Source organism: Streptomyces luteolifulvus (assembly GCF_008806595.1).
In the GTDB taxonomy this organism is placed as follows: domain Bacteria; phylum Actinomycetota; class Actinomycetes; order Streptomycetales; family Streptomycetaceae; genus Streptomyces; species Streptomyces luteolifulvus.
The window spans coordinates 201,399-222,915 of record NZ_VZRB01000008.1 but is presented as its reverse complement, the minus strand read 5'-3'; the positions used below and the strand labels follow the sequence as shown (position 1 = coordinate 222,915).

Sequence of the window (21,517 nt, the reverse complement as noted above, 5' to 3'; positions counted from 1 at the left end):
GTGCAACAGAGTTTCTTTGTGCTGTGCACGTCCCGAGAACGCCACGGAAACGGAGATCATCGGCCCCGGTTGCGGTGATTTGCCCCCTTGTGCCGAGCGGCACGAGAGGCTTGGGTGGAACGAGTGCCTTGGAACGGGTCCACCCGGACCCGGCCCGGAGGCACGGTGGACCCCTAGGAAGGTTTCCGGCATGTCCGACTCATTGAGCGACTGTACGGAGCCCCGCACCGCCCTCACCGCAGCCGAGGTGGAGGCGCTCGTCCGGGGCATCTGTTTCAAGACCGGCCCGCCCCGCATGGTCGGGGTGGAAGTGGAATGGCTCGTTCATGAGCTGCGCACACCGCAGCTCCCCGTGACACCCGAACGACTCGAAGCGGTCTACACCGCACTGCGGACCGTGCACCTGAGGTCGGCGCTCACCGTCGAACCCGGCGGTCAGCTGGAGCTTAGCTCGCCGCCCGCCGCCTCGCTGATGGAGTGCATCGGTACCGTCTCCGCCGACCTCACCGCCGTCCGAGCGGTCCTCGCCGAGCACGATCTCGGTCTCGTCGGCATCGGCAACGATCCCTGGCACTCGCCCCGCCGGTATCTGCGTGAACCGCGCTACGACGCCATGGAGACCTGCCTCGACCGCACCGGCCCCGCCGGCCGCGCCATGATGTGCACCTCCGCCTCCGTCCAGGTGTGTCTGGACGCCGGGTACGAGGAACCGGGGCCGCTCGGCCACGGGCGACGCTGGTGGCTGGCCCACCAGCTGGGCGCGGTCCTGGTCGCCGCGTTCGCCAACTCGCCCCTCGCCGGGAACGAGCCCACCGGATGGCGCTCCACCCGCCAGCTGCTGTGGACGGAGATCGGCGCCGGCCGGGCGGGCGCTCCCCCGCTCCACGCGGAACCACGCACCGGATGGGCCCGGCATGTGCTGGACGCGCCGGTGATGTGCGTACGGCAGAACGGCGGGCCCTGGGACGTCCCCGACGGGCTGACCTTCCGGGAGTGGACCAGCTCGGGAGGACCGAGACCCCCGACCCGCGAGGATCTCGACTACCACATGACGACCCTGTTCCCGCCGGTCAGGCCGCGCGGCCATCTGGAACTGCGCATGATCGACGCGCAGCCCGGAGACGACGGGTGGATCGTGCCGCTCGCCGTGACCACGGCGCTGTTCGACGATCCGGAGGCCGCCGAGACCGCCTACCGGGCGGTGAAGCCGCTGGCCGAGCGTTCCCTGTCGCTGCCGGCGCCGCACAACCCGCTGTGGCTGGACGCGGCACGGCACGGCATGGCCGACCCCGAGCTCCAGGAGGTGGCCGTCATCTGCTTCACGGCGGCCGTCGAGGCCCTGCCCCGGCTCGGTGCCACCACCGAGGTCACGGACGCCGTCAGGACCTATCTGGACCGCTATGTGAGCCGGGGCCGCTGCCCCGCCGACGATCTGCTGGACGAGCTGCGCGGCGCGAGCCGCGATCCGCACGGGAAGGACATCCGCACATGACCGACCCCGCCCTCGACGTCGAGGCGTTCCGGAAACGGGCGCTGAGCACGCTCGTGACGGCCCGGGACCGTACGACCCTGCTCACCTCCTGCGTGGAGGAGCCCGACCTGACCGCGCAGCACTCGCCGCTGATGTCCCCGCTGGTGTGGGACCTGGCGCACATCGGCAACCAGGAGGAGCTGTGGCTGCTGCGGGCCGTCGCCGGCCAGGAGGCGATACGCCCGGAGATCGACAGTCTCTACGACGCCTTCGAGCACCCGCGCTCCGAACGCCCCACCCTGCCCCTGCTGGCACCGGCCGAGGCGCGCCGGTACGCGGCGGAGGTGCGCGGACGGGCCCTGGACGTGCTGGAGCGCACGGCGTTCCACGGGACGCGGCTGACCGAGGCGGGCTTCGCCTTCGGGATGATCGCGCAGCACGAACAGCAGCACGACGAAACGATGCTGATCACCCATCAGCTCCGCAAGGGCCCCCAGGTCCTGACCGCCCCGGACCCGGAGCCCGCGCCGCTGTTCACCGGTCCGGCGGAAGTCCTCGTTCCGGGCGGCCCGTTCACCATGGGCACCTCGGCCGAGCCGTGGTCCCTGGACAACGAACGCCCGGCGCACCGGCGGGAGGTGGCGCCGTTCCACATCGACACGACTCCGGTGACGAACGCCGCGTACCAGGCGTTCATCGAGGACGGCGGCTACGACGACGAGCGCTGGTGGACCGCGGACGGCTGGGCCCACATCCGCCGCAGCTCCATCGGCGCGCCGCTCTTCTGGCGCCGTGACGGCCGCCAGTGGCTGCGGCGCCGCTTCGGCGTGACCGAGGTGGTGCCGCCCGACGAGCCGGTGCTGCATGTGTGCTGGTACGAGGCCGACGCCTACGCCCGCTGGGCCGGACGCCGGCTGCCCACCGAGGCCGAGTGGGAGAAGGCGGCCCGCCACGACCCGGCGGGCGACCGCTCGATGCGCTACCCGTGGGGCGACGCCGATCCGGCGCCCGAGCACGCCAACCTGGGCCAGCGGCATCTGCGCCCGGCCCCGGCGGGCAGCTACCCGGAGGGCGAATCGCCGCTCGGAGTACGGCAGTTGATCGGCGACGTCTGGGAGTGGACGGCGAGCGACTTCCTGCCGTACCCGGGCTTCCGGGCGTTCCCGTACAAGGAGTACTCGGAGGTGTTCTTCGGACCGGAGTACAAGGTGCTGCGCGGCGGATCGTTCGCCGTGGACCCGGTGGCCTGCCGGGGCACGTTCCGCAACTGGGACTATCCGATCCGGCGGCAGATCTTCTCCGGGTTCCGCACGGCACGCTCGGCGGACGTCTGATGTGCCGTCACCTTGCCTATCTGGGCCCGGAGGAGCCGATCGGGTCGATCCTGGTCCGGCCGCCGCACAGCCTGTACCGGCAGTCGTGGGCACCACGGCGGCAGCGGTACGGGACGGTCAACGCCGACGGATTCGGCGTCGGCTGGTACGCGGAGGGCGACCCGGTTCCGGCGCGGTACCGCCGGGCCGGGCCCATCTGGGCGGACCAGTCCCTGGCCGACCTGGCGCGGGTCGTGCGCTCGGAGGCCGTGCTCGCCGCGGTGCGCGACGCGACCCTCTCGGGCGCCGACGCCGAGGCCGCGGCGGCGCCGTACACCGCCGGGCCCTGGCTGTTCAGCCACAACGGTGCCGTCAAGGGCTGGCCCGGTTCGCTCGGGCCGCTCGTCCAGACGCTGCCGGCGGTGGACCTGCTCTCGCTGGAGGCCCGCAACGACTCGGCCTTCGTGTGGGCGCTGCTCCTCGCCCGGTTGCGGGGCGGCGACCAGGAGGGCCAGGCGCTCGCCGACACCGTCCTGGAGGTCGCCGAGGCGGCTCCCGGCTCCCGGCTCAACCTCCTGCTCACCAACGGCGAGGCCATCGCCGCGACCGCCTGGGGCGACACCCTCTGGTATCTGTCCCGGCCCGGCGGCGGCACCGTCGTGGCCTCCGAGCCCTACGACGACGACCCGCACTGGCAGGAGGTCCCCGACCGCACCCTGCTCGCGGCGAGCCGCACGGACGTGCTGCTCACGCCGCTCAAGGACCCGAGCGACCCCCTGGCACCCGCACCGTCCGCACCCTCGAAGGAGCCCCGTACGTGAGTCTGTTCCTTCTCACCCGCACCCTGCCCGAGGACGCCACGGAGGCCGCCCTGCGCGCCGACGTGCAGCAGGGCCTCGGCCGAAACCCCAAGACACTGCCGCCGAAGTGGTTCTACGACGCTCACGGCAGCGAGCTGTTCGAGCAGATCACCGAGCTGCCCGAGTACTACCCCACCCGCGCCGAACGGGAGATCCTGATCGACCGGGCCGACGAGATCGCCGCCGCGACCGGCGCCCGTACCCTGGTCGAACTGGGCTCCGGTTCCTCGGAGAAGACACGCCATCTGATCGACGCGCTCGCCGGGCTGCACACCTATGTCCCGGTCGACGTCAGCGAGAGCGCGCTCACCCAGGCGGGACACGCGCTCGTCGCCGAGCGGCCCGGACTGAACGTGCATGCGCTGATCGCCGACTTCACCGCCCGGCTCGCACTGCCGGACACGCCGGGGCCCCGGCTGGTGGCGTTCCTCGGCGGCACCATCGGCAACCTGCTGCCGGCCGAACGCGCCGAGTTCCTGGCCTCGGTGCGTGCCCTGCTCTCCCCGGGCGACGCCCTGCTGCTCGGCACGGACCTCGTCAAGGACGAGAAGGTCCTGGTCAGGGCGTACGACGACGCGGCGGGGGTGACGGCAGCGTTCAACAAGAACGTGCTGAGCGTCGTCAACCGTGAGCTGGGCGCCGATTTCGACCCCGGCGCCTTCGACCATGTCGCGCTGTGGGACACCGGGAACGAATGGATCGAGATGCGGCTGCGCTCCCGTACCCAGCAGACCGTGAAGATCCCCGCGCTCGATCTCGCCGTCGACTTCGCCGCCGGCGAGGACCTGCACACGGAGATATCGGCGAAGTTCCGAAAGGGGGGCGTGCGTGCCGAACTGGCCGCGGCGGGGATGGAGTTGACCCACTGGTGGACGGACGGCGAAGGGCGTTTCGCGCTGTCGCTGAGCGTGGCGCGGTGACGGTGGGCGACGGGTCGTCTCGCGCTACGCCGCGGTGTGGGGCACCGTGGAATCACGCGTGACGCTCATGTCTCGGCGGAGAGGAGCACCCTGATGACGGACCACACCTACCGGGTCACGGAGATCGTCGGCAGCTCTCACGAGGGGGTCGACCAGGCCATCCGCAACGGCATCGCCCGTGCCTCGCAGACCCTGCGCAATCTGGACTGGTTCGAGGTGACCCAGGTCAGGGGCCAGATCGAGAACGGGCAGATCGAGCACTTCCAGGTCGGCCTCAAGGTCGGTTTCCGCATCGAGGACACGAGCTGACGGATGTGGATAGCGGGAAAGTCCACATCCCGTCCACAACGCCGCATCCGTCGGTGAATCCTTCGATGGGGTGACGGATCGGCAAAGCCGTTCCGGTGCAGGCCGCACTCATTTAGCGTAGCGATCACCTGGGGAGGTGCTCCGTTCAGGCGGGCCCCTCGATGCACCCCCATCCGTATACCGGTGGGGAACAGGTGAGCAGGGCCTCTGGCCCTGCCGGTGGAGCCTCGACTCCACTGGAGGCGCCCCCTGCCGGAAGATTCGGCAGGGGGCGCTCTGGCGCACACAGTAGACCGCCCCGGGCCGCACATGGCCCGGGGCGGTCATCCTTGACGCCCTCTTTGATGCGAGCGGCGGCCGGCGGATGCACCTACGTCCGGCCGCCGCTCGTGCCCGTCGCGCCGGGGGGTGGCGTGTGTCGCGGCGGACTCATGGTCGACGCCTGAACTGGGTGTCGACCAAGCTCGTCAAGATCATAAAAAGCATGTCTGCGTAGGCTGACTCATGATCACTGGGGCCCGAGCGTTTGTCGAGTGCCACGAGAACCCGACCCCGACTGGATCATTCAGAGACGCAGGGCAATCGGTAACCGGGTCCGAGTAGGGCGGGAGTACGCCAACCTCACCCAGGAGGAGCTCAGCTACCGGACGGGAGTCACCCGGCTAACCGTGCAGCGCATCGAGTCCGGGGCCACCGATGCGCGCATCGGATGGCTGCTGCGGATCGCCCACGAGCTTCGCGTTCCACTGAACGACCTCCTCGGCGGCTGACCCGGCCGCCCTGCGTTCCACCGCGCCTGGCGACCGGGGGCTCAGTTGTTGAATGTCGAGTCAACAGTACGAGTGCCCTGGTAAACACCACTCCTGACGCCTGTCTGCGTGCGGATCGTGTACGTGGGGTGTGAAAATGTAACCGCTCGCTCACGCTCTGGCCAGGGGCGTTCGCTAGTTCGCTTCGCGGGCTATCCGGTCCAGGGCGCCGTGGCTGACGTCGATCCATGCCCGGTGCAGCCGTTCGGATTCCCCGCAGGTTCCTTGGTCGATGTCGCGGCAGGCGTCGCATCGGAGGCGGTGGGTGACGTAGCTGCTCCACGCCTCCTGCACGGGGCTGAGGCGGGCGCCGGCGGAGGCTATGGGCGGGTGCGCGCCTCTGTCGGGTGCTGGCTGCTCGCCTCTACGCTCGTCCACGTCGACGCTCCTGGTGGTGTCGGCCATGCCCCCGGGCCGTGTCCGCGGCTGCGGGGGTCCTGCAATTGCACGGTACCGCTCTACACTGCTTTATGCCGCTGTATGGAGCATGACGCCGCTACCTGCCCCCTTAGGTGGTGGTGGGCCGCTCTAGGTTGACCGCCATGTCTGATCATGAGCCGGTGGTGGATCCGTCGCGGCCGGTGTACGTGTACGTGCAGGTCGCCGACCACATCGCCGGGCTGATCGCCTCCGGGAAACTCGCGCCGGGCGCCAGGCTGGAGGGCGAGCGGGAACTCGCCGAGCAGCTCGGCGTGGCGATCGGGACGGTGCGGCGGGCCGTCGAGGAACTGCGGGAGCGGGGCTTGGTGACCACCCTCCCCGGCAAGGGCACCTACGTAGTCGAGCCGCCCGCCGCGGAGTGACCGCTGTCAGACCGGGGCCATAGACTCGCCTGCATGCCCCCCTCTCCCCCGACCCCGGGTTCCGTGCGGCCTGCTGCCGTGGTGGATGCGGAGATTCGTGCCCTGATGGAGGAGACGGGCGGCTGGCTGTGGGGGCCGACCCGGGTGCGGTACGAGCAACTGCGGGACGAGTGGGTGGCCGCCGTCAGGGCCGAGGTCGTCGAGGCGGCGTGACGAAGCCCCGCACGATGGCGGGGCTCATGGTCAGGCTTCTCGCTTGGCGGCCCATTCGACAACCAGGTTCAGCGGGAGGACGCGGAACATCTCGCGTGAGAACTCTGCCTTCGGGGTGAGTTCGACGAGCAGCTTGTGCAGGTGGTAGGCGCAGGCGTAGTTCGCCTGGATCTCGTCGGCCTCCGGGTCGCCCCAATACACGACCCACAAGGCGGGGTCATTACAGCGGCCCTTGTAGCTGCTTCGGGTGCTGTCGCAGTACGCGCCGTGGGGGCCTGGCTTCCGGGGCATCAGGGGAGCTCCTTGAGGATGTCGCGGATGTCGCCGAGGAGGGTCCGCTGGACGGTCGCGTGCTCGCCCTGCCGGTCTTTGAGGATCCAGTACGAGGGTCGATGCGTGCGCCCACCCAGCGAGGTGCAGGAAGGGGTGTACGCAGGGATGACCTCGTACCGGCCGTCACTCGTCTCGTACCCGTAGCCGATGCTGTCGCGGCGCAGGGTGCGCGGCTTGGCCTTCTTGGGCTCGTCGATCTCCAGGAACCAGCGGACGCCCTTCATGGTGCGGAACTTCGGCCAGCGGCGCCGGTGGATACCGAGCTGCACGTCAAAGGCACGCTTGAAGCGGTCGCCTTCAAAGACGATGGTCATGTCGACGACGCCGTGGCGAGTGACCTTGGAAGCGCTCAGGTACGCCACGCCCGGGAGGCTGCGGTCGATCTGGACGGTACATCCGCCCGCGCGGAGCTGGGTGGCGAACTGATCGGCGGTCATGGCATTCATCGGCCCAGGGCCTCCTTGTTGATGCGGGCAGCCCATTCGAGCTGGGGGCGCTGCTTCCAGACGCCTCGGTAGCCGTGGGAGGTCTCGACCCAGACGGTCTTCCACTCGACGGTGATCAGGCCGAGGCGCTCCAGGACGCGGATGGTGGCGCGGGAGATGCCGTCGTAGGCGTAGTACGTTCCGGCGCGGCGGATGGCCTTGACGGCTCGCACCTGAGCCGCGGTGAGGCTGACGAGCCGGCCGTCGGCCAGCTGAACCTTCGCCTGGCGGAGCGGGTGGTCTTCCTGGTCCATCTCGTGCCCGGTCTCCAGTTGGTGGGCGTCGAGCGCGGCGGTCGTGGTGAACGTGTCGCCGCACTCCATACAGAAGCCGGGTCCGAGTTCTTTGGTCATGGAGTTCTCCTTAACGGCGAGTGGTGCGGGCGGGGTCGGGCTACTTCGCTTCGCGCGCCAGCCGCGCCGCGCGCCGCTGCTGGATGCCCCCGCACTCCCGGCAGGTGAGGGGCCCGGTGATCGCGCGGTACTTGGTCGCCGTGTTGCGCGACCCGGATCCGCAGAGCGGGAAGGGCACCGGGCTCTGACTGTTCGCCAGGTGGACCTTGCCGCCGAGGATGCTCGTGACGTTCTTCTCGTTGGCCAGGACCTCGGCCGTCACGTTCTCCTCGCGGGCGGTGCGCTCCTGGCCGTCGTCGCAGGTGACGGAGACGACGGTGTCGCGCCCGGAGCGGTAGATGTCGGTGACGGTGCCGGTGAAGTCGACGCGGCCCAGGTCGCGGTTCTCGATGTAGCCGGTGACTCGCTGACCCTGGTCCATTTCCGTCTCCCCTGCCGTCGCTCTCTGACTCTCTAAATGTAAGGGCACCCCTTACGTCATGTCAACCCTCCCCCTACACTGAATCCATGACCACACCGCCGAGCCCCTTCGAGAACCTCAAACACCTCGCCGAGCAAGGCGATCCCACCCAGCGCGCCAAGACAGTCGGGGCCGCCCTCCAGGCCATCCCCGAGCTACAGCACTGGCTACGCGAGATCCGGCAAGGCGCCGTACAGGAGATGCGCGACGAGGGCATGAGCCACGCCGACGTCGGCAAGGAACTCGGACTCAGCCGGGCCCGCGCTCAGCAGATCTCGGAAGGGCGCACGACCGGCAAGCGGGCAGCGACTGAATCCGCGGAAGCCTGACAGCAGCACGCCCTGCCCCTGGGTTCCGGTCCAGAGCAGGGCGCACCATTCGAGTAGCTGCACGCACCAAAGCGCGGACAACGATGCGGTCAATGCTACGGGCCGCCACCGACAACACGGGGCCGCCGGCTGACAGCAGAACGCCCGCCACGCCGACGGGGGGCGGCGAGACGGGCGCACAAGCAGTGTGGCACGCTGACACGGCGACGCCCCCGCCACTTGTCCTGGCGGGGGCGTCGTGCTGCTGGCAGCGTCAGACGGTGTCATAGGTACACCAACCGAGGCGATCGGCCTCAGTCCGCAGGGTCTCGCGCCAGTTGGGCGGCGGAACGAACTCGGGGTCCTCGCCGTCGCCCTTGTAGTAGAGCAGCGGCGATCGGCCGTCCCAGAGCCTGAAGTCGATCCCGAGCCGCTCGGCGTCGGTGATGAGGTTGTCGACGGCCACGGTCAGGCCGCTGACGTTCTCGCTGTCGCGGATGTAGTAGCGGGTGCGCAGTGTCCCTTGCGTGGACGCCTCGCCGTGCTCGGCCCTGTCGCTGACGAAGCCGGCGTCGTAGAAGTCGAGCAACGCGCTCCAACCCGAGTGCGGCACTCCGTTGATGGTGTGGGCGCGCGAGCTCCAGGTGACGGTGATGCCGGTGGACCAGTAGCGGCCACCCGTCTTGCTGATCATGCGATCTCCTTCTTCTCCAGGTATCGGTAGATGGTGGTGCGGGCGACGCCGAGTTCGTTGGCGATGCCTTGCACGGTGTGCTTGCGCTTGCCGTCGGCGCCGAGCTCGTCGTACATCTGCTGGGCGAGTTGGACCTGTCGAGGCTTGAGGGCCTGCTTGCGTCCGCCGACACGGCCGCGGGCGCGGGCAGCGGCGAGGCCGTCGTGGGTGCGCTCGACCATCATGGCGTGCTCGAACTCGCCGAACGCGCCGATCATGATGAAGAAGAGGCGCCCTGCCGGGCTGCTGGTGTCGATGCCCTGATCCAGCACGACGAGATCAACGCCGCTGTCTCGCAGGTGCTCTGACAGTTCGATCAGGTTCTTCGTGGAGCGCCCGAGGCGGTCCAGCTTCGTGATGACGAACTGGTCACCCTCACGTGCGGCGATGAGTGCCTTGTCCAGCTCGGGCCTTGACGCCAGCTTGCCGGACGCCTTGTCGACGAAGATGCGGTCGCAGTTGGCGGCCTTGAGTGCATCCTCCTGCGCTTCTGGGTTCTGGTCGCGGGTGGAGACCCGGCCGTATCCGATCCTCATGGATGGAGCGTACCGCAATAGAGGCTTTGTGCGACATAGTTAAGGACACGGGTTTTCGTCAACTTCGACTTGCGAGAACGCCGTTGATCGTTGACTGTCCATCATTCGTTCGTTTGCGGACACGCAAGTTGACTGCGTTTGGCAGTTCGAACCACGCGCCGACGCTAGGCTCGCCCGCCATGACTATGCACCGAGGGACTGCGGTCCTTCTCCTGGAAGACGGCCGCGAGTTGGCGGCACAAGTGGCTCTCAGCAAGGACGGCTCGGGGTCTTGGACCGGCAGGCTCACCGTCCCGCCCGAAGCGCGGACCCCGGAGATCCTGAACCTCCAGGAGGGGCGACTCCGCATCAACAGCCGCGAGGCAACGTTCGTGAAGACCTACGCGCAGATGGACGCCCCCTCTCTGCGCTATTGGATGGAGATCGAGGGCACGGGCGACGCCCCGTTCTGACACAGCGAAACGCCCCCTCCCGCACGAGGCAGGTGGGGGCGCGGTCATTCCGGCTCGTCGGCCGCCGGTGGCAGGTCGGGTTCGAGGAACGGGCGCGGGCTCAGCCAGAACGGCGGCGGGGGCGGGGGCTCGTCCATTCGCACTCCAGTTCTCACACGTCGATGTGGTCGAGATACGGTCTCGCCCGCTCCGGGATCGTGCGCGGTGCGGGGGGCTTCAGCCCGGCGTTGCGGATCGTGCTGACCAAGCTCCGGCGATCAGTGACGAGCCATGCGATCGCCGCGCCCTGCCCGGTGATCTGCTCCTGCTGCACTGCCAGATCCTGCTTCATCCCGTCGATCCGCTCGTTCAACGCATCCTTGATCGCGGCGAAATCGTCCCGGTTCTCCTGCCGCCTCGTCCTGCGCGCAGAACGTGCGCCCCATGCGGCGAACCCACCCGACAGAACGGTCGCACCGACCGTGATGAACGCATCAGGACTCATAGGGAGGCTCCGCTCTCTTCGGCCGCGGAGGCTCCCGCCAGCCAGCCACAACAAGAATCCCTATGGCGAGCGCGCCGTACAGAGCAGCTGCAATCCACCCCCTAGGGAAGACACCGAGCGGCCACCACGCGATCAGATACGCGAAGAACCACGGCATCACCATCAGCGGCAGAGCGAGGAAGCCGGGCCAGTCCCAGCCCTGGCGCATCCACGCCGACACGATCGCCACCAGCCCGGCCGTGAGCCAGCACCAGCCCCAAGCGTCCAACGGCATGATGTCCAGCAGCAGCTTCAGGCCTCGCTGGTCGGGCTGCGGCGCGGTGATCTGCCCGTAGCCGATCAGCGCCCACACCGTGCCGAAGCACAGCAGGAACGCCCCCCGCCGGCCGAGTGCCCGACCCAGCCGCCGGGCTACACGGCGCGGCACTCAGGCCCCAGTCTTCGGCCTGTTGGGGACGGCGTAGACGATGCCCCAGGCGCCGAGGACGGCGAGCGCGATCGTGACGCCCTCGCCCGTAGTGATGACGTTGTCCTGTACCGCGGTCACGGCGGCTGCGGACCCTGCGGCGAGCCCGGACAGGATGGACTTGACTATGCCGCTGATCTTCATGGTGATCTCGTTTCTCAGACGGGCTGCGCCAGTTGGCGGCAGCCGATGACAGTCCCAGCCGAGTTCCGCACCTCGCGGTAAGGGACGAGCAGGTCGTCACGGCCGCGCGTCACGAGCGACAGTGCAACGACGAGGGAGACGACGAGCCGCACGTCCTGGCGCATGGGAGGTAGGTCGTGGGCGTGCCCGTACTCGACGAGCTCGATCCCGTCGGCCTGGGTGCCGAGCTCGATCGTGGCCAGCCGCGCGGGCTTCGGCTCCGGCGGGATGACCTCGCGCAGGTGCAAGTCGAGGTCGTCGATGCCGTCCTCTCGATCGTTCGAGTAAAGACGGATCGGGTGTGGCGTCAAGTTGAGGATCACTCGGCCAGCCTCTCGGCGAGTTTGACGGCGACCTTCTCCGCGATCAGCTCGGCCAGCGCCGGATTTGCGGCGACCGCAGCGGCGAGGGTGGCGATCTGCTGGTCGGTGAGCTCGACGGCCGGGAGTTCGGCAAGCGCCTTCTCGGTACGACGCACGACGATCTCGATGTTCCTGAGGCCCGTCGCGGGGGCGATGTACGGGTTGTCTCCGGCGGTGGCCGGGTTGGGGTTCTTCACGAACCCGTCCGTCAGCCACGTCGCCTGCGGCAGCGTCTTCGCCACTTCGGCGGCGATCTCGGCAGCGGTGGGCATGTCGTCCTCCTGGAGGGGGCCTGCGATGAGGGTGGCCAGGACGTCGGCGCGGACACCGGGCATGGCCATGATCTTGCCGGGGGCGTAGCCGGGATCCCACTTGTCGGACGACCACTCGCCATGCGCGATAACCGACTTCTCCGACCAGCCGTGGAAGTCCAGAATCGCTGCGGACAGGCGACGCGCCGCCGCGTACTGAGCGGCCGTCATCTCGTGACTGCCCGAGTACTGGATTTCCACGCCGTAGAAGCGGGCGTTGCCGTCGACGCCGTCCCGGTTGCCGACCGTGGGATGCAGCTGGCCCGTGTAGTCCTCGTTGATCACGTGCGCCAGGACGGCGGGGTCGCCGCCGCCGGCATGGTTGGCGCGGCCCCAGCCCACCAGATACGTGGTGCCGTCGGCGCCGATGGAGAACTGGCACAGCGGACCCGGCAGTCCGGCGAGCCCGTTGTAGAGGGTGCCCGCCGCGTAACCTGCCGCATCACTGACATCCACGCCGGTGTGATGCCAGACGAAGCCGTGAACCGGCCCCCAGGCGCCGACCGTGTTGCGGTTGTGGGTGGCCCAGCCGGGGATCTCGACGTAGCGGATGCCCCACTTCTTCAGCTGGGTGACGACCTGCGTAGCCGTCATCGGAGTCGCCATGCGGCCCCCTTCTGGTCAGGTCTGGTCGAGGAGGTCGCTGCCGACGATGAGGCGGATCAGCCCCTGCATCTGCCGCGTCAACGCTGGCACTTGGGCGATGTGGTCGGCGTTCGTCGCCGTGCCGGCGTTCACCTTGTCGAGGTATGCGGCGTTGCTGGCGAGCGCGGTCCGGGCGCGCAGCAGCAGCGTCGCCTTGTTGACCGTGCGGGCGCCGTCGGCGAGCGCCTGGTTCGCGGACGCGTTCTCCGCGTCGGTGAACGGCCGCTGAATGACCAGCACACCGGACTCGTAACGGCGGTAAGTGCGCGACGGCACATCCCACTGCTCGGTCACCGACGCGTCGCGGCGCTCCGTGGTGAACGGCGGCGGCGGATTAGCAGGCGGCGGAGGCTGCTCTTCGACGGGGCTGGTCACGGGTCACGCCGTATACGTGACGACAACAACGACGCCATCCGCGCCGGCCCCGCCCGGCTGCGCGGTGCCGGTTCCGGTGCCGCTGACCGCGCCACCGCCACCACCACCGGGCGCATACCCGGCCGTACCGGAGGCCGCCGACGCGGTCACAGCCGGCCCACGCCGCATCGAGCCGAGAACACCGCCCGCACCCCCGGTTCCGGTCATGGCCGGAGCAGCAGAGATGACGACTCCGTTGCCGCCGTCGTGGCCGCGCAGCAGCAGATCGCCGGTCGTGCCGATACCCGGGCTGCCGCCGCCGGTGGCCTGCGTGCTACCGGACTGGAGTCCCGGGCTGCCGCCGTTCCCGCCGCCCGCCACCGCGTGGCTGCCGAAGCTGGTGCTGCCGCCGTTGGAGCCGGCGTTGGCGGTCGCCCCGGACGCTGTGCCGCCCGCACCGCCTGCGCCGATGGTGACCGAGACGGTGGAGCCGACCGATGCGGCGGCGAGGATGCGCCGCGCGTAGCCGCCTCCTCCGCCGCCTGCCGCTGCTGAGGCTTGGCTGGAGGACGTGTCGGGCACTCCGCCCCCGCCTCCTCCGCCGCCCACGACCATGACGTCGACCAGGAGCGCCCCGGCCGGTTTCGTCCACGTGCCGGACGCGTCGAAGCGCTGAACGTTGACGTTGCCGACGATGAGCGCGTCGGCGTCCTGGGCGAGGGCCTGGGTGTGCTCCCAGATTCTGGCATGATCGTTCGACTCGGCGAATCGGATGCCCTTTGTGGTCGTCTGCGTCACCCGTCACTCTCCTTCGGGGCATGCGAAAGGCCCGCCGGGGCGGGCCTTTGAGGGGCGGATGGGTTACGAGCTGCGCCGCCAGTAGATGGTGAGCGTCCAGGCGGCCGACCAGGATCCGCGGCCGGCCAGTCTGATGTAAGGCGAGTCGGCGGAGATCGAGATGGCCAGGCCGCCGCGGGTGCCATCCACGAGAGCTTGTGCCCACGAGTTGGGAATCACGAAGGCATTGGTCGTGGCGTTCACGGCGAGACTCGGGCCCGTCGTGGTTTCGTTCAACGTGGGCGCCCCGGCCGGACGCGTGGACTGGGTGACCAGGCGCAGTGTGGCCGTGCGGGCGGCGAAATCGCCGGCGGTCAGGCGCCGTACCCGGATGGTCGCCTTGGTGACCGTGGCCCCGGACAGGGAGCGGGGCTTGGATCCGTAGAAGGCGCACCCGGTGTTCCGGCCGTAGGCGCTGCCGGCGTAGCGGCCCTGGAAGGTGTCGGCGTCGGACACGGGCCCGATGTCAGTGCGCCATTTGCCGTCCCGGTAGGAGGCGGTGGCGACCGGCGAGCACACCAGGCTGCCGGTCTTCACGGTCGGTTTGGGGGCGGGGGCCGGGTCGCCCGTGTCCGGTCTTCCCTCGGCGACGACCGGTGTGGGCGGCGGCACCGCGGGGGCTGCGGCGGCGACCGAGGTGGCCCAGTAGGTGCTGCCGATCCGTTGGATCAGCAGCTTGTCGCCGACCGCGACCGTAAGCCCGGCGACGGCGCGGACCGTGATCTGAATGCCGGCGACGGTGGCGACGCACGCGCCGCTGGACACGGTGGAATCGGCATAGCCGATCAAGGGCCCGCCGCCGGTGAGGGACCCCTTCAGGTCACGGAAGTCAGGCATTGATCACCCGCAAAGTCAGTTGCATCTCGCCGGGCGAGTACGGCATCGACAGGGCTTCGATCATGGCCGGGGCGCTGGTCAGCCCGGCGCCGGTCACGGACACCACGTCACCGGTCATCAGCCCGGGATGCGGCACCATGGTCACCGCGAGCCGCCTGGACGCGGTCCGCCGCAGCCGCTTCAGCGTGGCGGCGGCCGAGGTACGGCACTGGGTGACTGTGGTGAGCAGCGGACTGTCGTAGGAGTAGGGCACGGCCAGCGGGCTGAACGGTCCGGCGTTGCGCAGCGGCGAGAGGGAGTCGGTGTCGTACACGACGCCCTGGATCGGGTTCCCCGCCGAGTCCTCGCCGCGGGCCACGACCGCGGTGTATGCGCCGTCGCGGCTGTTGCTGCCCTGCCAGCGCACCACTGTGCCGCCCACGCCGTCCGTCAGCGCGAGGACGGGCGTCCCGGTGTCGGTGATCGGCTCGATGAGCAGGTACCCGTCCTCGGTGACCCTGGGGACGGCCGGCCAGGCGTCCAGCACCTCGCTGAGGGCGGCCATCCGGTCCTCGTCCCACTGCATGCCGACCGGAACGTTGCGGTCGGTCAGGGTTCCGTCGAACTGCACCGTGAGAGCCGGCTCCACGAGAGATCGCACGGTCGACGCGAGCGTGCCGCTGGGCTGGAATGGCGCAACAAACTTGGCCTCCTCGATGAGCGTGAGCAGGCCCTCGCACTGCACGTTGACCGTTTCGCCGTCCGTGTCGGACCCGGCGATGGGGAACCAGCCCCGGTTGATCCACTCGGTTTTGCCTGCGCCGACTCCGATGCCGACGTCGATGCGTAGCTGCTGGCCGTAGGCGGCCAGCGGGTGGCCGGGGTCGGTGGGGTCCCAGTCGGTGCCGCGGTCCCGGCTCGGCACGGTCAGGGTGATGCGTTCCGGGACGGTCAGGGAGCGGTCGCGTTCCTCGGTGCCGGTCGCGACGGGGATGCCGTCGGCGAGGAGTTCGCCGTCCAGCCAGGATTCGGCGCGGACCTGTATGGCGTAGGAGCGCTGCACGACAGCCAGCGCCGCAGTGGACAGCTCCAGCACGTCACACCCCGAAGTCGCGTAGGGCCAGGGCGAGAAGCGTGGCGTTGTCGTCGGCGATGTCCTGTAGGGACGTGTAGTTGTCACTGATGTCCTGCAAGGTGAATCCGGCGGCCTCCAGGACGTCCGGCCACGGCTCGGTTTCCACGGTGTCGAGGGACCAGCGGCGCACCGCGTCGTACCAGTTGCGGTCCTCGGAGTCGGACAGCACCACGAGGTAGCTGTCCACGCCCACCATCGTCGTCTGCTTGCGGATCAGTACGACGCCTTCGGTGGCCTCGTCGAGGACGTCCTGAAGGGCGTCCCCTGCCTCTGCGGTTTCCGTGCGCACCAGCACTGTCGCCGTGGGGGAAGAGCGGGGTCGGCTGACGACGACGATCCGGCCGCCGACGTTGAACTGGGTGGCGTCGCGGTCGCGGCGCTTCTCCGGCCAGGACGCGATCCGGACGGACGCGCCAACCCCGCGGATCGCGTCCGAGATGACGTCGGCGGTCACCGTGGACGTGATGCTGCTGGCGGTGGTGACCGTCCACACGACACCGTTGGCGTCCTCAAGTTCGGCCGTGTAGGAGACGGCCGTCCCGAACGGCTGCTCCGCATCCACGCGAAGCAGTGCGTCCTGGCTGGTGACGTTCACCTCGCTGGCCGCCCGCACCGCGGTGCGGGCGGTGCCGACCAGCCGGTAGACGGTGGCCGCGACGATGTTCTCGGCGAGCATCCCGGTCACCGATACGAGGTTCCTCGGCGGGGACACGGTCTGCGCGGTGGCGCTGATCGCGGCCGACGCCTCGCGAAGCCGGAGCACACCGGCCACGCCGATCGAGGAGGCGGCCAGTGTTGCCGTGACAGTGGGCGCCTGTGTACCGGAGCCGGACGACACCGTGCAGGTTGCCGCGCCGAGCCGTCCGGCGTTGCCGCTGGTGATCTGGTCGTCGGCCCGCTCGGTGACCGACCCGAAGGTGATGCCCGTTGCTGTGATGGCCTCGCTGGTGAGGGAGGCCGTCGACACCGGCAGCGCGTAGCCGATCAGCTGAAAGTCGTTCGCCGCCCAGGTCAGGGCCTGCGAGCAGGCGGCGGAGAAGCTGGTGCCGCTGCTGGTGTCCTCGCCGAACGTGGATGCCCACCGCCAGCCGGTGCCGGCCGACCGGGAGAAGGCGAGGATGCGGCCGGCGATGACCGAGCCGGTTCCGGTGGGCAGCGTGGTGGTGGGTGTGGCGTCGGAGCCGAGCAGTACCCGCGTGAAATAGGTCAGCCGTCGCGGACCGGTGCCGGAGCCGAACGTGCCGCCGCCGCCGGAGAAGCTGCCGGCCAGCGTCCAGCCCGACGGTGTCGACGGCACGGAGTCGTCCGGGTGCCCGGAGACGACTTGGAGGGCGGCGAGTTGCCCGGCCGCGGTGCCGCCCGGGTAGGCGGGGGTGATGGACGTGGCCGCCTGCGAGAGGGCGCCCACGCCCACGTAGGAGATCGCCATTCAGCGCCTCCCCACCCTGGCCCGGTACGCCTGCCGCTGCTCGGAGTCACGGATCAGCGGCTCGACGGTGCCCTTCACCGCACCCAGGAACTGGCCCGACTCCAGGTAGAGGTTCCCGCTGAACTGGCCTCCGCCTGCGGCTGCTGCGGCCGGGGCCGCGGGGCGCGTGTAGGCGGCGCTGATGGCTGCTGCGGACATGCGGTGCGCGGCAGCCTGCACGCCGGGCGTGGACAGGGCGACGCCCTGGGCGACACCGCGGCCGAACATTTTGCCGACCTCGTCGCGGGCCCGAGCCGACGGGGAGTGGATTTTCAGGGCCTTCTTGATGGCCTTGATCAGGTCCTGGCCCAGCTTGTCCATCTGCTTCTGGAGGGCCTTCTCCTCAGCCTTCAGGCCGGCGAGGAAGCCTTTGGAGGCGTTCTTGCCTGCGTCGTAGAGGGCATCAGCGGACAGGTTGCCGATGGATTTGGCGAGCTTGGAGCCCTTGCCTGCGAGGGCGTTGAGCTGCTTCATCTCGCCCTGGGTGGCGGACAGCAGGGTGTGGGCGAGCTGCCCCTCCGGCCCTTCGGCGATGACCTGCGCCAGCAGGGTCTTGTTGAGGCCGCGCTTGCGCAGGTTGGCGATGTCCGCCTTGAACTTGCCGGCGGTCTGCTGCTCGTCCTGCATCTGCTTGATGACGGACTTTGCGGAGCCGCCGCCCTCGACGCCGAGGAAATCTTTGACGTCCCCGGTCGTGGAGCGAGCGAACGACTTCGCCTCGGCGATCCTCTCGCTGACCTTGTCGCGCCGGTTGGCGAGATCCTGCAGCTTCCGGCTGGTGGCGTCGACCCGCTTGGCCAGGTGCCAGCCGGCGTTGCCGAGCTTCTTCAGATCCGTGATCAGCGCATTGGATGCGGAGCGGATGTCGGACGCGCTGTCGTTGAGGGCCCGGCCCAGGGCGCCCAGGTCGCCGGGGACCTCGCGTCGGGCGTTGAGGACGGACTGCGGCGTCTTCTTCTTGGCCTTGCCGCCCTTCGCAAGTCCGACCGCGCCACCGGAGGCGAGGCGCATAGCGTTGAGCGCGTCGAACATCGCCAGACCGTACTTGCTGACGGCCGCAGCCTTGATGACGTACTCGCCGTTAGACAGAAGCGTGGGGATGCTGTCCGAGGTGGAGCTTCCGGGCCCGAACACGGCCCCGCCGTCGGGGAAGCCCAGCACCATGCCGCCGGAGGCGTAGCGGCGACGCACCGGCCCGCCCTGAGCGGAGCGTCCGACGGTGGAGCCGTAGTAGCTGCCGGACGGCGGGCCGCCAGGTTTGCCAATGATGCGGTACTCGGTGGTGATGCGGATGCTTCTGTCGCGGAGGGAAGCGATGGCGCCAGCCAGGGCGCGCACGGCGGACTGCTGGGTGCCGGTGGGAACCGTGATCTCGACGCGCTTGCCCTTAGTCCGCTTGATTTTGAAGCCGAGGGCTTCAAGCTGCCGCTGCCCCTCCTTCGTCAGGGCAGAGACCGTGACCGTCTTGCCCTTGGTGTTCTTGACCTTCTTCTGGACCGCTTCGAGGTCCCGCATCGCCCCTTCCGTCTCGGCCTTCACCTCTGTCGCGGTCTTCGGCGGGAGCTGCGCGTAGGTGCCGATCAGCTCCTCGATCTTCTTGTCGGTGAACCCGACCTGCTTCATCGTCCGCTTCAGCGCTGCAATGTTCGTTTCCAGGACCGCGTTGCCGGCCTCGACGGAGCCCTTCTGGTCCGCGACCGACTGGGCGTAGTCCTGCGCCGACTTGGCCGCGTCGAGGAACGCCGACTTGACCGCGCGGCCCTTCTCCGTCGTGACGTCGAGAGTGGTGCCGTTCTCCTTCACCGCCTCGCGGAGATCGTCCAGCGACTGCTCGAAGCCGATCTGGCCCTCGGCGGCAGTGATGGCCGCCCCGTTGAGGACGTCCAGGGCCTCCGACAGCTTCTCCGCAGCGGTGCGCTGGTCGGCCATCTCATCGGCCGTCGTCGCCGTGGCGTCGCCGAGCTGGCCTTCCGCCTCGGCGGTGAGCATGGCGGTCTGGTTCGTGGTCGCGAGAGCCTCGGCGTACCCGGGCAGCAGGGTGAGGAACTTCTCCGTCGACGTCCCGTGTTCCTCGGCAACCTCGGCCAGGGCCTTGAACGTCGACTGCGCTTCCTTCGCGCTGCCGGACGAGACGAGCTGGGCGAGCGCCTGGTCGACGGCCTCGATGTCCTTGCGGGAGCGGTCCAGGTCGGTGTTGCTGAACGGGTCGAACGTGGAGAAGAAGTCCTTAACCCTCTTGAGCACACTCGGGTGCGCGATGCGGGCGACGGACTCGCCCAGCTCGTCGAGATCCTTCCCGAACGCCTCTGTGAGCTCGCCCTTGGTCTGGCCCGTCTGAGCCAGTTCCTTCATGCTCTGGGTCAGCGCGTCGACCTTCGGCGGGGCCTCCGCGAACTGGTCGGCCATCTTGCTCACGCCGTAGCCGATCCCGGCGAGCACGCCAATGGTGAGCCCGAGTTTGCCGAGCAGCATCAGCTGCGTGCGCGCCACCGCAGCAGTGACGCCCATCGCCTGCAGCTCGCGCCGCACCAGCATGATCCGCGGCAGCAGGAGCAGCATCGACGCCCCGGCCAGGCCGATCACGCCGACCAGGCCCGTCATGACACCGACGGTCTGCTGCAGGCCCGGCGGCAGCCCGTTGTAGATGTTGATGAGGCGGGTGACCCACTGCACCATGTCCCGCAGCGCCGAGTTCGCGGCCGAGCCCGTCTCGATCAGCGCGGATTCCAGCGCCGCCCGCAGCAGCTTGAAGTCACCTATCAGGTTGTCCATGCGGGTCATCGCCACGGCCTGGGCATAGCCCTGATCATTGACGGCGTCCGTGTAGGTGCGAACACCCTCCGCGCCGTGCTTGTACAGGATGTTCGCGGCCCGGACGGCGTCGCTGCCAAAGATCACGCCCATGGCCGCGTTGCGGGCCTCGGGGGTGAGGCCGGAGAACGACTCCTTCAGGCGGCGGGACGTCTCCTGCAGGCCAACGAAATTGCCCTGGCTGTCGTAGGCGGTGAAGCCCAGCTTGTCCATCGCGGCCTGAGCCTCTTTGGACTGCGGGGTCAGCCGCTGCAGCATCACCTTGAACGACGTACCGGCGTCCGAGCCCTTCAGGCCCTCCGCCGCGAACAGGGTGAGCGCGCCGACGGTGTCCTCCAGGGACAGCCCGGTCTGCGAGGCGACCTGGCCTGCCATCCGCAGCGACAGGCCCATCGCGTGCACATCCGTCGTGGACTTGTTGGCCGCGGCGGCGAGCACGTCGGCAACGTGTCCGACGTCCTTGCCCTTCAGCCCGAACACCACCATGGCGTTTGCCGCGATCTCCGCGCCCTCCGCGACGTTGATCTCCGCGGCAGCGGCCAGGTTCAGGGCGCCCTTCAGCGCCCCGCCCGCAATGTCCGATACGGACACGCCAGCCTTGGCGAGTTCATGCTGAGCCTCCGCAGCCTGCACCGCGGAGAACGCCGTCGTCCGGCCCGCCTCCAGCGCGGAAGCCCGCAGCTGCCCCATCTGCGTAGCGTTGGCCCGAGTAACCGCCTTCACGTTGCTCATGGCCTTCTCGAACTTCGCGGACGCGGCGACCGCGAACCCGAACGCGGCCACCAGGCCGAGCGACGCGCCCTGCACCATCTTCAGCGCCTGCCGCTGGTTCTGGCCGACGCTGACCATGGTGCGGCCCGCGTTCCGCATGGCGGTGCGGATGTCCGCCGAGGTGCGGTTCGCCGTCCGCGACGCCTCCCCCATACGGGCGCGGAACGCAGCAATGTCCGCGGTGAGCAGGACGGAGACGGTACGGACAGCCACGGCTCACCTCACCCTTTGCTCAGGTTGACGTGCAGGCCGCGCATGTCGCCGCCGCTGGACTCGAACTGGCCCACCGTGCGGGCCGCGGTGTGGCAGGCGTGGCAGCGCACCAGATGCGCGGTCCACGCGCCCTCGTTCGTGGGGTCGGTGGCCTCACCCCACGGCTGGCGGCAGTCCGGGCACACGTCCTGCTCGACGTAGTGGAGAGCGAGCGCCCACTCCCGGTCCTCGTCCGTCCACAGCGGCTCGCCGGGCTGCGGCCACGGCCGCCCCAGGAAGATGCTGCGTGGTACGCTCCACGCC

General features: G+C 69.4%; 29 protein-coding genes. 10 read left to right on the top strand and 19 right to left on the bottom strand.

The genetic code is table 11. The features are described from left to right. Nucleotides 1–190: 190 nt before the first annotated feature. From egtA to F7R91_RS14865, 6 genes are all read left to right on the top strand, one after another. Nucleotides 191–1,492, top strand: coding sequence for an ergothioneine biosynthesis glutamate--cysteine ligase EgtA (egtA, locus tag F7R91_RS14890; protein WP_150948679.1), 1,302 nt, complete (start codon nt 191–193; stop codon nt 1,490–1,492). Beyond that, on the top strand, nt 1,489–2,805 hold the full coding sequence (gene egtB, locus F7R91_RS14885; RefSeq protein WP_150948676.1) for an ergothioneine biosynthesis protein EgtB: 1,317 nt from the start codon (nt 1,489–1,491) through the stop codon (nt 2,803–2,805). The genes egtA and egtB overlap by 4 nt, the downstream gene beginning before the upstream one ends. After that, nucleotides 2,805–3,605: an ergothioneine biosynthesis protein EgtC gene (egtC, locus tag F7R91_RS14880; RefSeq protein ID WP_150948673.1), complete on the top strand. Its 801-nt coding sequence runs from the start codon at nt 2,805–2,807 to the stop codon at nt 3,603–3,605. Before egtB ends, egtC begins: the two co-directional genes overlap by 1 nt. Next, nucleotides 3,602–4,564 carry an L-histidine N(alpha)-methyltransferase gene (gene egtD / locus F7R91_RS14875; protein WP_150948670.1) on the top strand — a complete coding sequence of 321 codons (963 nt, stop codon included), beginning with the start codon at nt 3,602–3,604 and terminating at the stop codon, nt 4,562–4,564. Before egtC ends, egtD begins: the two co-directional genes overlap by 4 nt. 93 nt (nt 4,565–4,657) lie before the next feature. Further along, nucleotides 4,658–4,873, top strand: coding sequence for a dodecin (locus F7R91_RS14870; RefSeq protein ID WP_150948668.1), 216 nt, complete (start codon nt 4,658–4,660; stop codon nt 4,871–4,873). 533 nt (nt 4,874–5,406) lie between these two features. Next, nucleotides 5,407–5,643: a helix-turn-helix transcriptional regulator gene (locus F7R91_RS14865; protein ID WP_150948665.1), complete on the top strand. Its 237-nt coding sequence runs from the start codon at nt 5,407–5,409 to the stop codon at nt 5,641–5,643. 174 nt (nt 5,644–5,817) lie between these two features. Here F7R91_RS14865 and F7R91_RS14860 read toward each other — a convergent pair whose 3' ends face one another. Continuing rightward, nucleotides 5,818–6,060 carry a hypothetical protein gene (locus F7R91_RS14860; protein WP_150948662.1) on the bottom strand — a complete coding sequence of 81 codons (243 nt, stop codon included), beginning with the start codon at nt 6,058–6,060 and terminating at the stop codon, nt 5,818–5,820. A 164-nt stretch (nt 6,061–6,224) separates the two neighbouring features. Between F7R91_RS14860 and F7R91_RS14855 the strand changes: the two genes are divergently transcribed. Next, entirely contained in the window at nt 6,225–6,485 is a 261-nt protein-coding gene (locus tag F7R91_RS14855; protein WP_150948659.1) for a GntR family transcriptional regulator, read from the top strand. A gap of 33 nt (nt 6,486–6,518) precedes the next feature. Continuing rightward, nucleotides 6,519–6,698, top strand: coding sequence for a hypothetical protein (locus F7R91_RS14850; protein WP_150948656.1), 180 nt, complete (start codon nt 6,519–6,521; stop codon nt 6,696–6,698). 30 nt (nt 6,699–6,728) lie between these two features. Here the strand turns inward: F7R91_RS14850 and F7R91_RS14845 are convergent, their stop codons facing one another. From F7R91_RS14845 to F7R91_RS14830, 4 genes are read right to left on the bottom strand one after another with little or no spacing between them, the layout of a single operon-like run. Further along, a complete protein-coding gene (locus F7R91_RS14845) occupies nt 6,729–6,989 on the bottom strand; it encodes a hypothetical protein (protein WP_150948653.1) in 261 nt (86 codons plus the stop codon). Continuing rightward, nucleotides 6,989–7,477, bottom strand: coding sequence for a hypothetical protein (locus tag F7R91_RS14840; protein ID WP_150948651.1), 489 nt, complete (start codon nt 7,475–7,477; stop codon nt 6,989–6,991). The genes F7R91_RS14845 and F7R91_RS14840 overlap by 1 nt, the downstream gene beginning before the upstream one ends. Further along, nucleotides 7,474–7,869 carry a hypothetical protein gene (locus F7R91_RS14835; protein WP_150948648.1) on the bottom strand — a complete coding sequence of 132 codons (396 nt, stop codon included), beginning with the start codon at nt 7,867–7,869 and terminating at the stop codon, nt 7,474–7,476. The genes F7R91_RS14840 and F7R91_RS14835 overlap by 4 nt, the downstream gene beginning before the upstream one ends. Nucleotides 7,870–7,909: 40 nt before the next feature. Continuing rightward, entirely contained in the window at nt 7,910–8,290 is a 381-nt protein-coding gene (locus tag F7R91_RS14830) for a hypothetical protein (RefSeq protein WP_150948645.1), read from the bottom strand. Nucleotides 8,291–8,376: 86 nt separating this feature from the next. On the opposite strand from F7R91_RS14830, the gene F7R91_RS14825 reads away from it, so the two are divergent. Then, nucleotides 8,377–8,658: a sigma-70 family RNA polymerase sigma factor gene (locus F7R91_RS14825; RefSeq protein ID WP_150948642.1), complete on the top strand. Its 282-nt coding sequence runs from the start codon at nt 8,377–8,379 to the stop codon at nt 8,656–8,658. Between the two features lie 253 nt (nt 8,659–8,911). On the opposite strand, the gene F7R91_RS14820 is transcribed toward F7R91_RS14825, so the two are convergent. Then, nucleotides 8,912–9,331, bottom strand: coding sequence for a hypothetical protein (locus F7R91_RS14820; protein WP_150948639.1), 420 nt, complete (start codon nt 9,329–9,331; stop codon nt 8,912–8,914). Then, nucleotides 9,328–9,906 carry a recombinase family protein gene (locus F7R91_RS14815; RefSeq protein ID WP_150948636.1) on the bottom strand — a complete coding sequence of 193 codons (579 nt, stop codon included), beginning with the start codon at nt 9,904–9,906 and terminating at the stop codon, nt 9,328–9,330. Before F7R91_RS14815 ends, F7R91_RS14820 begins: the two co-directional genes overlap by 4 nt. Before the next feature lie 179 nt (nt 9,907–10,085). Here F7R91_RS14815 and F7R91_RS14810 point away from each other — a divergent pair, with 179 nt between their 5' ends. Further along, nucleotides 10,086–10,358 (top strand): hypothetical protein, encoded by a 273-nt coding sequence (locus F7R91_RS14810; protein ID WP_150948633.1) that lies wholly within the window; start codon nt 10,086–10,088, stop codon nt 10,356–10,358. 151 nt (nt 10,359–10,509) lie between these two features. Here the strand turns inward: F7R91_RS14810 and F7R91_RS14805 are convergent, their stop codons facing one another. The 12 genes from F7R91_RS14805 to F7R91_RS14750 form a co-directional block, all read right to left on the bottom strand. Then, nucleotides 10,510–10,842 carry a hypothetical protein gene (locus F7R91_RS14805; protein ID WP_150948631.1) on the bottom strand — a complete coding sequence of 111 codons (333 nt, stop codon included), beginning with the start codon at nt 10,840–10,842 and terminating at the stop codon, nt 10,510–10,512. Beyond that, nucleotides 10,832–11,269: a hypothetical protein gene (locus F7R91_RS14800; RefSeq protein WP_150948629.1), complete on the bottom strand. Its 438-nt coding sequence runs from the start codon at nt 11,267–11,269 to the stop codon at nt 10,832–10,834. Before F7R91_RS14800 ends, F7R91_RS14805 begins: the two co-directional genes overlap by 11 nt. Beyond that, a complete protein-coding gene (locus F7R91_RS14795) occupies nt 11,270–11,452 on the bottom strand; it encodes a hypothetical protein (RefSeq protein WP_150948626.1) in 183 nt (60 codons plus the stop codon). Nucleotides 11,453–11,466: 14 nt separating this feature from the next. Continuing rightward, on the bottom strand, nt 11,467–11,814 hold the full coding sequence (locus F7R91_RS14790; RefSeq protein ID WP_150948624.1) for a hypothetical protein: 348 nt from the start codon (nt 11,812–11,814) through the stop codon (nt 11,467–11,469). Beyond that, nucleotides 11,811–12,770 carry a peptidoglycan recognition protein family protein gene (locus F7R91_RS14785; protein WP_150948622.1) on the bottom strand — a complete coding sequence of 320 codons (960 nt, stop codon included), beginning with the start codon at nt 12,768–12,770 and terminating at the stop codon, nt 11,811–11,813. The genes F7R91_RS14790 and F7R91_RS14785 overlap by 4 nt, the downstream gene beginning before the upstream one ends. Nucleotides 12,771–12,785: 15 nt before the next feature. Then, the gene (locus F7R91_RS14780) at nt 12,786–13,184 is read right to left on the bottom strand and encodes a hypothetical protein (RefSeq protein WP_150948619.1); all 399 of its coding nucleotides are present in this window, start codon (nt 13,182–13,184) and stop codon (nt 12,786–12,788) included. A 3-nt stretch (nt 13,185–13,187) separates the two neighbouring features. Further along, on the bottom strand, nt 13,188–13,961 hold the full coding sequence (locus F7R91_RS14775) for a glycine-rich domain-containing protein (protein ID WP_150948617.1): 774 nt from the start codon (nt 13,959–13,961) through the stop codon (nt 13,188–13,190). 63 nt (nt 13,962–14,024) lie between these two features. Further along, nucleotides 14,025–14,837, bottom strand: coding sequence for a hypothetical protein (locus F7R91_RS14770; protein ID WP_150948614.1), 813 nt, complete (start codon nt 14,835–14,837; stop codon nt 14,025–14,027). Then, nucleotides 14,830–15,912, bottom strand: a complete 1,083-nt coding sequence (locus F7R91_RS14765; RefSeq protein WP_191971488.1) for a DUF5047 domain-containing protein — start codon at nt 15,910–15,912, stop codon at nt 14,830–14,832. Before F7R91_RS14765 ends, F7R91_RS14770 begins: the two co-directional genes overlap by 8 nt. Before the next feature lies 1 nt (nt 15,913). Continuing rightward, nucleotides 15,914–17,380 (bottom strand): hypothetical protein, encoded by a 1,467-nt coding sequence (locus F7R91_RS14760; RefSeq protein WP_150948608.1) that lies wholly within the window; start codon nt 17,378–17,380, stop codon nt 15,914–15,916. Continuing rightward, on the bottom strand, nt 17,381–21,214 hold the full coding sequence (locus F7R91_RS14755) for a phage tail tape measure protein (RefSeq protein ID WP_150948605.1): 3,834 nt from the start codon (nt 21,212–21,214) through the stop codon (nt 17,381–17,383). A gap of 8 nt (nt 21,215–21,222) precedes the next feature. Beyond that, nucleotides 21,223–21,399 carry a hypothetical protein gene (locus F7R91_RS14750; protein ID WP_225320651.1) on the bottom strand — a complete coding sequence of 59 codons (177 nt, stop codon included), beginning with the start codon at nt 21,397–21,399 and terminating at the stop codon, nt 21,223–21,225. Nucleotides 21,400–21,517: the final 118 nt, after the last annotated feature.